General features: G+C 36.0%; 12 protein-coding genes. 1 reads left to right on the top strand and 11 read right to left on the bottom strand.

All coding sequences use genetic code 11. The features are described from left to right. Nucleotides 1–57 precede the first annotated feature (57 nt). From ACTNEP_RS01390 to ACTNEP_RS01430, 9 genes are all read right to left on the bottom strand, one after another. On the bottom strand, nt 58–1,473 hold the full coding sequence (locus ACTNEP_RS01390) for a SpoVR family protein (RefSeq protein WP_441159753.1): 1,416 nt from the start codon (nt 1,471–1,473) through the stop codon (nt 58–60). A 72-nt stretch (nt 1,474–1,545) separates the two neighbouring features. Continuing rightward, entirely contained in the window at nt 1,546–2,832 is a 1,287-nt protein-coding gene (locus tag ACTNEP_RS01395; RefSeq protein WP_441159977.1) for a globin-coupled sensor protein, read from the bottom strand. Nucleotides 2,833–2,950: 118 nt separating this feature from the next. Beyond that, nucleotides 2,951–3,325: a hypothetical protein gene (locus ACTNEP_RS01400; protein WP_441159754.1), complete on the bottom strand. Its 375-nt coding sequence runs from the start codon at nt 3,323–3,325 to the stop codon at nt 2,951–2,953. 88 nt (nt 3,326–3,413) lie between these two features. Continuing rightward, nucleotides 3,414–4,787, bottom strand: coding sequence for a dipeptidase (locus ACTNEP_RS01405; protein ID WP_441159755.1), 1,374 nt, complete (start codon nt 4,785–4,787; stop codon nt 3,414–3,416). A 256-nt stretch (nt 4,788–5,043) separates the two neighbouring features. Beyond that, nucleotides 5,044–6,177 carry a bifunctional cystathionine gamma-lyase/homocysteine desulfhydrase gene (locus tag ACTNEP_RS01410; protein ID WP_441159756.1) on the bottom strand — a complete coding sequence of 378 codons (1,134 nt, stop codon included), beginning with the start codon at nt 6,175–6,177 and terminating at the stop codon, nt 5,044–5,046. A 67-nt stretch (nt 6,178–6,244) separates the two neighbouring features. Then, entirely contained in the window at nt 6,245–7,168 is a 924-nt protein-coding gene (locus tag ACTNEP_RS01415) for a PLP-dependent cysteine synthase family protein (RefSeq protein ID WP_441159757.1), read from the bottom strand. Between the two features lie 13 nt (nt 7,169–7,181). After that, on the bottom strand, nt 7,182–7,649 hold the full coding sequence (locus ACTNEP_RS01420; RefSeq protein WP_441159758.1) for an S-ribosylhomocysteine lyase: 468 nt from the start codon (nt 7,647–7,649) through the stop codon (nt 7,182–7,184). 6 nt (nt 7,650–7,655) lie between these two features. Further along, a complete protein-coding gene (locus ACTNEP_RS01425) occupies nt 7,656–8,300 on the bottom strand; it encodes a class I SAM-dependent methyltransferase (RefSeq protein ID WP_441159759.1) in 645 nt (214 codons plus the stop codon). Nucleotides 8,301–8,484: 184 nt separating this feature from the next. Continuing rightward, nucleotides 8,485–9,141 (bottom strand): YhcN/YlaJ family sporulation lipoprotein, encoded by a 657-nt coding sequence (locus tag ACTNEP_RS01430; protein ID WP_441159760.1) that lies wholly within the window; start codon nt 9,139–9,141, stop codon nt 8,485–8,487. A gap of 300 nt (nt 9,142–9,441) precedes the next feature. Between ACTNEP_RS01430 and ACTNEP_RS01435 the strand changes: the two genes are divergently transcribed. Continuing rightward, on the top strand, nt 9,442–9,675 hold the full coding sequence (locus ACTNEP_RS01435) for a YhdB family protein (RefSeq protein WP_441159761.1): 234 nt from the start codon (nt 9,442–9,444) through the stop codon (nt 9,673–9,675). A gap of 155 nt (nt 9,676–9,830) precedes the next feature. On the opposite strand, the gene ACTNEP_RS01440 is transcribed toward ACTNEP_RS01435, so the two are convergent. Then, nucleotides 9,831–11,024, bottom strand: a complete 1,194-nt coding sequence (locus ACTNEP_RS01440; RefSeq protein ID WP_441159762.1) for an anti-sigma-I factor RsgI family protein — start codon at nt 11,022–11,024, stop codon at nt 9,831–9,833. Next, nucleotides 11,021–11,752, bottom strand: a complete 732-nt coding sequence (gene sigI, locus ACTNEP_RS01445; protein ID WP_441159763.1) for an RNA polymerase sigma-I factor — start codon at nt 11,750–11,752, stop codon at nt 11,021–11,023. Before sigI ends, ACTNEP_RS01440 begins: the two co-directional genes overlap by 4 nt. Between the last annotated feature and the right edge of the window lie 307 nt (nt 11,753–12,059).

Here is a 12,059-nt window from a genome sequence, read left to right on the forward strand (position 1 = left end):
CATAATTGCTGTTAATTCCTGCTTCATCAAAGTACTAACATACGTAAAAGTCTCCATTTAGGATAAATATTTTTTCATTACTTTTGTGCCATTACAGGTGAATAAACATTCTTTCTCTTCCATTACGGTTTCAAGATGGATATCTCTTCCCCACAATTGATAAATATATGGTAATGTTTTCTCCAAGTAACGTACATCGAGCTCTACGCCCTCATAATGATGACGGAGATATAATTCACCATTACGCAAATAATCGCCATTATCAACTGTCAAGTAGGGAAAACCACCATTTAACCGACTTGAAATCAACTGATCTCGAACATCTTCCCAATTTTTTTCGACGATTTTATATTCTGGTCCCTGTTTTTGAAAAAGGTACAAATCCTCCCGTTCAACAAGGTCTTTTGTTAAATAATTTCGCATAAAAGAAATATCTGATTCTATTTCTCGAACTTCAAAAATCTTTTCTCTTCCTGAACCAGGCTCTACACCAAACCGTTTCATTTCTTCTGTCGGATTGTTGTAGCGCTCTTCAATATCTTCAAACATTTTTACTCCGAGGTAATATGGGTTAATTTGTGTAGTGGAAGGTTGAACAACACTTGCATTCAAAGAGGCAAATTCAATTGTTTCGTCACTTGTTAAATCTAGTTCTCTTACGATTCTTTGATGCCAGTAAGTAGCCCAGCCTTCATTCATGATTTTCGTTTCTAATTGGGGCCAGAAATAGAGCATCTCCTCCCGCATCATAGTTAAAATATCACGTTGCCAATCTTCTAACTCTCTGCTATGTTCTTCGATAAATAAAAGAATATCCTTTTCCGGCTGTGGTGGAAAATTCTTCTTCTTTTTACTTGGGCTTCCTTGATATGCAGAAGATGGCTGATCTAAGTTCCATAAATCATCGTATTCCGTACTTTTTGGCTGTGGTATTTCTTCTTCATCATCTTTTTGCCAATCAAGTTGTGCCTTTAATAAGGTTGGATCGATATGCTCCTGAATAGAAAGCACTGCATCAAGGAATCTTTCTACTTCCTTTATTCCATATTGCTTCTCATATTTTGACACACGCTCTGCTGTGGCAGCCATACTTTCTACCATATCTCGCTTTGTATTTTGAAAGCGAACATTGTTTTTAAAGAAGTCACAGTGGGCTAATACATGTGCAACAATCAATTTATTTTGAATCAAACTATTGGAATGTAACAAGAAAGCGTAACAAGGGTTAGAATTAATAACTAATTCGTATATTTTACTTAAACCGAGATCATACTGTAGCTTCATTCTGTGAAATTGTTTTCCAAAGCTCCAGTGCGAGAATCTTGTCGGCATTCCGTATGCACCAAACGTATATAATATTTCTGGTGGACAAATTTCATAACGCATCGGATAAAAGTCTAAGCCGAATCCTTTCGCGATCTCAGTAATATCATGTATCGACTTTTCTAATTTCTTTTTCTCTTCTGGTTTCAAACAAAACACCTCCACTATAATATATGAGAGGTGCTCGAAAATAGGACACCCATTATCAGATTTGGGGTTCTATCAACTATTGGTCATTTCTACTAACTCCTCCATAGCAGAGGAAATCTGGCTAAAGGAATGATTGACATTATCTAGATTACGGAAAAAGTTTTCGATCTCTGCTTCAATTGTATTATTCTGCCCTTTTAACTGCTTCATGTTGTCTACTAATTCTCCGAAAAATTGATAAATGGTCTTCATATTTTGAACACCTTCTGTAACCGAACCTTGTACTTCATCCACATAGCCTATAACGTTGTCTACTTGTGAATTAGTCTTCTCAATAAGTCCACTTACGCTGCTGACAGAATTCTTCGTTTGCTCTGCAAGCTTACGAACCTCATCGGCTACAACTGCGAAACCTTTGCCATCCTCTCCTGCACGTGCAGCTTCAATTGCTGCGTTTAGTGCAAGTAAATTCGTTTGTTCAGCAATATCTGTTACCATGCTGACAATCGATTCGATCTGATTGGAGATTTCCGTCAAACTGTTGCTCTCCTTTTTAATGTCTTGCATTTTCACTTCCATTTCTTCCATTTGTTGCTCTTGTATTTGAAGATCTTGCCTTCGGTCATGGGATCTTTTTTCGACAACCGCAGAAGTGTTACTTCCTTCTTGAGCGTATTGTAGAATACCCTCTAATTGATGAACTAATTGTTCTATCGATGCTTTTGATTGCTGAAATACAGACACTAATTGTTCAGATGTGTTTTTAATTTGTTGATGGAGTGTTTCTTTTTCTGCTTCCTGTTGGTCATGTACTTGTTGAATTCTATTTTGGTATTCCTCTAGCACTAGTTGCTGTTCAAGGTTTAATATTTTCGAGGTGGCTGATATTGCTTGATAGAGAAAAGCTTTATCTGTAATTTTATCATTTAAAATCGCCATTAAAGAATTGAACAAACCTTGAAAAGCACTCATATACCACTTTGGCTGTAACCCAATTTGAAAATGAATCTTGGCAATTTTTATTCTCGCTTCATAAAATTGTTGATCAATTGTCCCGGAAAACATTTCTTGAATATGCTTTGTTAAGGTAGCTTTTAATCGATCAATAGAACTGTTTTCCTCAATAATCTTCTTTAAGGTTTTTTCATACTCAATATTGCTATAAAATTGTGAAACAATTTGATCTATACATTCCTCCACCCAGGGCTTAATCTGTCTAAGGATGATGAGGTCTTTCTTGGTTAAATCGATCATTTGTAGTTGTCTAGCATACATACTCCCCTCTCCTATCTCTAAATTAACATCCAATTCCTGGTGATATGAAGTGGAAGCATTTTTCTCTCTTTTCTTGAATGGCATTTTCACTGGATGATTCCCCTTTTTGCGACAATAGATTTTGAGACAATTTTACCACAACAAAAAGACAAAAAAATAAACCTTACCTATTTTCGTTCGTAAGTAAGGTTTATTATCCAATTTATGCCAACTTTCCTATTTTTTTCTTGCAGTTACATTTTGTAAGGGTATAACCTGTTATTTCAAATCCTTTCTGTTTCAAAAAACGAATTGCCATATTTTTTTCCAAATGGTTGGACGCAACAATATGGACCGATCTAGAAGGGATTTCTTGAAAATGTCTTCTCAGATATGGAAGTGGGATCACTATTGCTTCTGCTACTTTATTATTATCTGCTTCCTGGTAATCACGAATATCCACGGTTAATTTTTCATCTTGAAGCTGTTGATCGATCTCTACACAAGGTATTCCTTTTACCGGTATATAACGTGTATAAAATAAGTGGCTTAAAAAGACGATAACCAACAATGAAATCATCATCCAAAAGATTGACATATTACATGCTCCTTCATTAACTATGATGAATGCTCACAAGTAATTAACATCCCTACAGTATATTGTCAATCTTTTGATTCACCATAGTCTATTGTTTAAGATTTTTCACTTTCTTCCAATAATGGGCAATGGTCTTCATCCCTTTATCAAAATGGGCAACTGGAAAACTTTCATTCGGAGAATGTAATCGATCATCCGGTGTTCCAAACCCGAGTAATACCACAGGAATATCATAAATCGAATCAAGCCATTCTACAACAGGTATTGAGCCACCCATACGAACATATACCACTTCTTTTTCAAACGTTTCTTCAAAGCTTTCTGCCGCTTTCGCAATAAGCGGATGATCTGGATCCACTTTATATGCTTTTGCAGATAAAGGTTCACGTTTTATCGTTAGCTCCACACCTTTTGGTACATGATCTTCTAAATGCTTTACTAATAAATCTTGAATTTCTTCCGGTTCCTGCCCTGGTACTAGTCGACACGTTAATTTAGCTGTCGCTGCTGCAGGTATAATCGTTTTCGTACCCTCACCTTGATAACCACTAAATAAACCATTAATCTCCAATGTCGGTCTAGCCATCGTATGTTCCTTTGCTGTATATCCTTTTTCTGAAATTGTCTCTTTCACGCCAGTAGATTCTGAATAATCTTCACTTGGCGCATCCTTAATTAGTTCACGCTCTTCAGAGGATAGCGGCTCTACACGATCATAAAAGCCAGCTATTTGCACAACTTCTTCTTCATCTTTCATCGTAGCTAGAAGTTGAGCCATTGCCATTGCGGGGTTTTTCACCGCACCACCGTATAAACCTGAATGCAAATCATTGGCAGGTCCTTTCAATGTGAATTCCAATCCAGTAAAGCCTTTTAATCCATATAGGATAGTTGGCTGATCTTTGGCAACCATTCCCGAATCAGAAATGACTGCAAAATCTGCTTGAAATTTATCTTTTTGTTCATGCAAGATGTCGTAAAGATTGGCACTTCCAATCTCTTCTTCTCCTTCTATACATACTTTCACATTGATTGGCAATGAACCTGTTGCTTTCAGGTAAGCCTTTAATACAACAAGGTGCATAAAAACCTGTCCTTTGTCATCACTAGCACCGCGGGCATAAATTCGTCCAGCTCTAATTTCAGGTTGAAACGGGTCACTTTTCCACTCATCAAGTGGATCAGGTGGCTGTACATCATAGTGACCATAAAATAGGACAGTAGGTGCATCATTACCAGCGTTCATCCATTCAGCATATACCAGTGGATGCCCTTTTGTTTTTTGTATTTCCACTGTTTCAAAACCAGCGTCCGTTAAATAATCTGCAACATACTGCGCTGCCTTTTTGACATCATCTTTATGGTAAGAATCGGTGCTGACACTTGGTATATGTAAAAAGTCCTTCAATTCTTCCATATGTTGCTCTTTATGTTGTTCGAGATATTCCAAAACTTCCTTCATGGCCATCACGCCCTTTCACTTCTATACTTCCATAGTTTAACATGGAATGAGTGAATCATTCATTAAAAAAGATTGAGAAAAGAGGGAGAATTAGATTGGTTGCTGTTTTCATCGTTGAGCAATGCTTGATAGACACTTTTGTCATTTTGCAAGTTCATATATCTCCATCATCTCGTTTATAATGGACACCTCCGTCTGTTATGTCTTCCTTGTAATAAAAAAACACTTATCCTCGTAAAAAGATAAGTGTTTTCTATTAGTCCAAACCTTTTGCCAAATCAGCTATTAAATCATCGACGTCTTCGATTCCAATAGAGAGACGAATTAGTCCGTCGGTAATGCCTAACTCTTCGCGACGATCTTTTGGAATGGATGCATGTGTCATTCGCGCTGGAATAGAAATTAAGCTTTCGACAGCTCCTAGACTTTCTGCTAAAGTGAAATAATCTACTTTACTCAATACATGATCCGCTTTTTCACCACTGCCGACATCAAACGCAATCATGCCTCCAAACCCTTCTGCCTGTTGTTTAGCAACATCATGACCTGGATGTGATCCAAGTCCAGGATAATAGACTTTTTCGACATTTGGATGTTGTGCTAAAAATGCTGCAATTTTGTTTGCATTTTGTTCAATTGCTTCCATTCGTAATCCTAATGTTTTAATCCCCCGCATTAGCAACCATGAATCCTGTGGCCCTAACACAGCTCCAACTGAATTTTGAATAAAGTGGAGTTCCTCAGCCAGTTTTTCATCATTAACAGCAACAAGTCCAGATACAACATCACTATGGCCACCAATATATTTTGTTGCACTGTGTAGGACAATATCTGCACCAAAGTCTAAAGGATTTTGGAAATATGGCGTCGCAAATGTATTGTCCACCACTAATAACAGGTTATGCTTATTAGCAATTTCCCTCATTTTATTTAAGTCAGTTACTTTTAACAATGGGTTAGTTGGTGTTTCAATATATAGTATTTTTGTATTTGGCTGAATTGCTGCTTCTACGGCTGCGATATCACTTGTATCTACAAATGTGTGTGCCAAATTAATACGATTTAATACTTTTGTCGTTAAACGATAGGTTCCTCCATATACATCATCTGTTAGAACAACATGGTCACCTGCTTTTAATAACATCATGACAGTCGTTATTGCTGCCATACCAGAGGCAAAGGCAAAACCAGCTTTACCATTCTCGAGTTCTGCGGTAACCATTTCTAGTGCATGACGTGTCGGATTCCCCGTTCTAGAATATTCATAGCCTGTATGCTTTCCTGCTTCAGGTTGCTTATAAGTACTTACTTGGTAAATTGGCACAGAGACAGCACCTGTGTTTTCATCCCCTGTGATGCCACCATGTACCATTTTTGTTTTACGCTTCATCGTAATACCTCCTATTCTTCCCCACTTCATTCTTTTTCTTACTTCAACCTGAGGTAGGGTTTTGCGGTCACTTAACGTCGTGATAAATATCTTTACTTAAATATCGTTCACTGCTGTCCGGAAAAATGGTAACGATGTTGCTGCCTGGCGTTGCTTTTTTTGCCTCATTCCATGCTGCAACCATCGCTGCTCCTGAAGAACTTCCTACTAGTAGTCCTTCCTTTTCAGCTAGCTGTCTTACCATATCAAACGCATCTTCATCATCAATGGTATGAATCGCATCGAATATGGCACGGTCCATATATACTGGTAAAAATTCCATACCAATACCTTCTGTTCGATGGGGGCCAGCTTCGCCTCCCGCAATAATAGAACCTTCTGGCTCAACAATAACGGTTTTAATATTCGGATTTTTATCTTTAAAATAGCGGGCAGCTCCCATAAAAGTTCCACCAGTACCCGCACCAGCAACAAAAACAGAAACATTTCCATCTAAGTCCCGTTCAATTTCTGGAGCTAATGATTGATAATATGTTTCTGGATTGGCCGGATTTTCAAATTGCTGTGGCGAATAACTATTTGGGATTTCTGCTAACAGTTGTTTTGTTTTTTCAATTGCACCACGCATTCCATCTTTTCTTGGGGTATGGACAATTTCAGCACCTAAAGCTTTCATTAGTAGCTGTTTCTCCTGACTAAAGTGTTCAGGAACTACAAAAATAACGCGAAATCCCTTATTAACAGCTGCTAACGCAATTCCAATTCCGGTGTTACCAGCTGTAGGTTCAATAATCGTTCCACCAGTTTTCAATTCACCAGATGCTAACGCTGTTTCGATCAAATGTAATCCTAAGCGATCTTTAATACTTCCACCAGGATTAAAAAATTCTAATTTTGCAAACAATCGTACACCGGTTGGGAGTTCAAAATTTGTTAACTCCATTAGCGGTGTACCTCCAATTAATTCCTGAATATTTTTGTAAAGTGCCAATCTAATCCCTCTTTTACTCAGCAAAAACGATATGCCATTCGTCTTTTCCAGCTAACATCTTTCTTGCGATTTCTTTTGCACCTTCCAAGCTGTGGTTAGCTGCCCAACCACATTGAACTTCGTTACATGCTGGTACTTCCGTTGCTTCTAATACATCCTGCAAAGTCTTTTCTAATGCTTCAACAACTTCATCAAAACTGTCATTATTTATAATTGCAAGGTAAAATCCCGTCTGGCACCCCATTGGGCTTATATCCAATACATTATCGATATGGTTTCGAATATTTTCTGCCATTAAGTGTTCTATGGAATGGAGACCTGCCATTTCCATATGATCCTTATTTGGCTGACAGAAACGAATATCATATTTAAAAACTTTATCGCCGTTTTCTCCTGTAGTAACCCCTACAAGACGAACATATGGAGCTTTTACTTTCGTATGATCTAAATTAAAGCTTTCTACATTCATTTTCTTTGTCATTTCTCATCACTCCTCTATTTTTTCTGCTACAAATAACCAAACAAATTTATTTTTTTGCCTTGCTTCAAAACGAAAACCATTTCGTTCAAAAAGCTGACGTAGATCGTCTAATGTTGGATAGTATTCTCTGTTCAGATCCTCCAATAGATCATGATAGCCTAATTCCTTCGCTTCTTGTTTGATTTTCTGTTCCGCCTCTTGATTTTCATAAACCGTATCCGCAAATACAACACGGCCACCATTTGTGAGCAACGTATAAAATTTACCAATCGCTCTGTTTTTCTCTTCTTTTGTTAAATGGTGAAAGGCATACGTACTGACAATTGTATCTATCGGCTTATCTGGTAATGGGAATTCTAAAAAATCACCTTCCAGTAACTCTACATCCGGCAATTTTTCTTTTGCTAACTCTCTCATTGGAGCAGATGGTTCAATACCAATTACGTTTACATTCTTATTCAACATTTTTTTTGTTAGATTTCCGGTGCCTACACCAAATTCCATTACCGTGCCTTTAGCCAGTTGAGCAACTTCATCTAATATTGTATCATATCCCTGGAAAACATCTCTATACTGAGGGTCATGTCCTGTAACTGCTTCATCATAAGTAGACGCCCACTCCTCAAACACCTCTAAAAACTCTCTCCCCATGACAAACTCCTCCATTATGTTTAATTCATACTATTTTACTCTGATTTATCGGAATTGACACTAATATAGCATAAAAACGCTTCATATGCAAAAATGGCACTTCAATAAAAGAAGATCAGTCAGTAGTAATACTTGTTCCAATGTAAAAGAGCAAGCATCCGAAGATACTTGCTCTTAATCTTAATTATTGTTCATCGGTAGGGAAAACTCTTTCGATCATATTACCTATACGGTTGAAAAAGCCTTCCACAGGGTTACCATTTTCTACATCAGTGGCGTATTGATCAGCTAAATCAAAGAAATCTGGGTTTGTTGAAACATAGACATTATCAATATCATTATTAACCGATTTAACTGCTTCGGTGATTTTTTCCTTCGTTTCTTGGCTTAATTCTTCATTGTTTTGATTTGAATTTTCATTTGTTCGTTTATCCCATGATGCCGCAACATATGCATTATTATCTGTTGTTAATACATATACACGGTCAACTTCTGGCACATCAGATTCAATTTGGTCAGCTGCTTCTTCTGCTACCTCATAATTAGTACCGTTACGTCTGGAGTTTGTCATATTATCTGCATCACGGTTTGTTCGTCCATCAAACATGAATTGGTTGTTGTCATTTTGTCTAGTATCACGGTTCATATTCCCTTGTCCGCGATCTGTTGTTTGATTTCTATTATTGGCACGGTCATTAGCAGGGTCATTAGCTGTTTGATTATAACCTATTGGCTGAGCTGGACTACCATTATATTCTTGGCCATTCTCATTGCCACCACATGCTACAAGTGTTAACGTTGCAGCAAAAGTTAGCGCTAAAGCTGGCTTTGGTAACTTCATCTGTTTCCCTCCTTTTTTTAAGATCATGAATAGTATGGATGAAAACAAAATGAGTTATGTTATTTAATTTTTGGTAACGAGACCAACAGTTCTTCCGACTTTTTCATTGTAAAAGGAACACAATAATAATAATTCCCCAACACGAAAAGTAAAAGAAATTTCGAAAAGCACAGAGCGCCAAATAACATGAAAATCATCGGTCAAGCATATTTGAATAGACCTACGCAGATTAAAAAAAAGCACCCGCTTTTGGAACGTTCTGTCAATACTTTCGATAAGCTAGAAAAGGGGGATTATACGTTGGATAACATTGATTATGATAAAGCATTATATTATACTCTATGGGGGCAATGGGATGATTTACTTGTACTAATGGTCAGAACGAATGATGATTTGCTATCCAAAAAAATCGAACAATTTCTACATGCCTATCATTATCCAAGCTCAAGAGAAAACTTGATGAACACGCATGAAGAACTCATGCATTATATTGACCATGCCTTAATTAGTCAAATGAACTTGACATCTCCATAAAGTGTTATCGAAGTACATCTTCACGCAAAAATCGAATCACTTTTAGAATTCTCTTTAAAATGCCTTTTTGCTACATGTAGAAACGTAGGAGAAACAAACTTGTTGGAAATATTGCAAAAAAAGTCATCTCTAGATTGGAGATGGCTTTTTCTTCGTTAATGCTTATGTTTTTTGTTTTTTTGTTTATTTTGCTTTTTATTGTCATGCTTTTTTTTCTCTTTATTGTTCTTTTTATCATGTTTATGACGATTTTTCTTTTCTTTTTTTACCTTTTCACCCTTATTACCTTTTTTTGATTTTGCCTTTTCACTTACAAGTTGCCCATGGTTCTCTTTCTTTATTTTAGCTTCTTTTTTGACTTTCTTAGCTTTATCTTTATTTTCCTTTTGTGCTAGTTCATTTTTCTTTTTTTCATTACTCCGCTTATCATTATCTATAGTTTTTTGCTTACTAGAACGATTACTGGTATTAGTAGGTAGTATAGCGGGTTTATCCGTCTCTTTCTTTAACACTTCGTTATCGCCGTTCTCCTCTATGTCTTCCATCATTTCTTGTTGTTCACTTTCAGCTTCTTCCTGAATTGCCTCTCCCTCTTTTTCATCATGATTGTAAAAATTTACGATAAGTTCTCTATCTTTATTATTTAAAGAAAGTTGAGGCAAGACATTGTCCGACGATAGTTGCTTTTCATCTACTCCTATATTTTTGTTTAATGCTTGTGCTGTTAATTCATTCATAGATGTATGCTCTGTTTCTGCTATTTTTCTAAATTCTTCCGAAACTTCATAAATGGCCACTTGATATCCTAATTGTTGATAATAATTAACTAATTCATCTTCGATATGTTTGTCTTGCTGTTCATTGTAATAACTTACTGCCATTAATATTGGATGATCAGCCTCTTTTTGTTCTGACTCTGTGGAGACTATTTCAATAATTTTATCTGTCAACGATGTTATGGTATGATTTTTCACCTCTAAATTATCCATCAATTTTTCAGCATCATCATTTATCGGATCAATATCAAGCACGTGATATTTTTCGTCAATAGTAATATTCAAACTAGGATTTATGTCAATACTAACCACGGCATAAGCCTTATTATCTGAAACCCATATGTATAAAGGACTTAACAGCAATAAACACATGAGCACCATAGGAATAATTTTCCACATTAGCGCTCCTTTAAAAAAAATAAAAAATGATTGCCAAAAGGACTCTTTTAGTCGATAAAAGGTTTCCATACCAATTTCTTTTTCCTTCATTGGTATTGCCTTGTGGAACACACCATCTTTATCCATTACGATTGTATATCGTAACTTATGTTCCACAATTATTCCTTTTTTCACAGATCTACCCCCTCAAGGTATTCTCTTAAATACACATAATCACCTGTAAGGATAATAAATACAGTTAGAATATATTTTCGATTTCTCTCCAACGTTTTTTTACTGACAGGTACAACCTTAAGTAATTTCTTAATAGGTACTCTTTTTTTACGAAAAACATAATCTTTTAAATCCCGATCATTTATTAATTGCTTGGCAGCATATATTGCTGATTCACGGGCATCCTGGTGCTTCGGTGAAATTTCCGTAAGCTCCTTAAACGATATTTTATACATTTTTAATTCTTCTGATAATTCGATAATTTCTTGTTTTCGGTGCCAGGATTCTTCTTCCAGCTGAAATATTTTTTTTGCTTCTGAAATTTGTAAGGGGCTTTCTTCTAATTCTTCATCGTCATTTATGTTCAGAGCAGGGTTCATATATTGTCGCTGTTCTTTACGAATATAGTCAATCACTTTTCGTTTAATGATAACTTGCGCAAAAGCAAGAAAAGAAGAGCCTTTCTCCCGCGAATACATCTCTATTGCTTCATTAAAAGCAATCATACCAACACTAAATTCATCATTTTGTTTTTGAATGTATCTTTTACAAACGTCCGAAACACATTTTGCAATAAACGGTTGGTATGCTTTGATTATATCATTACGTAAGTACTCATCACCTCGCTGTATCAATTCAATTTGATCTTCTAGTCTATACTCTCTATCGATTAACTGGCTTTCTATCATATTCGGCACCACCAGTCCTTTATAAAATTCGTTTTATATTTATGTTTTTTTGTCTGTTATCAATAAAAATTAAGTATACTTTCACCAGTTTTTTTGTCGCTTTATACAGAATAAAAGAAATTATTGTTTCTATCTACCATGATTCAATTACAAATCATTAAAATTTATTTGCAAAAAATAGATACATTTACTCACTATGATCAAATACTCATAGAACTAAACCCGGATTAATAGTTCTTTATACCCTTGATTATAGTGACGATATATAATATTTTGCCTAAATAAACAAACTCTCAGTATATTTTCA

The sequence above is a fragment of the Gracilibacillus sp. HCP3S3_G5_2 genome (genome assembly GCF_052063305.1).
Classification (GTDB): domain Bacteria; phylum Bacillota; class Bacilli; order Bacillales; family Amphibacillaceae; genus Gracilibacillus.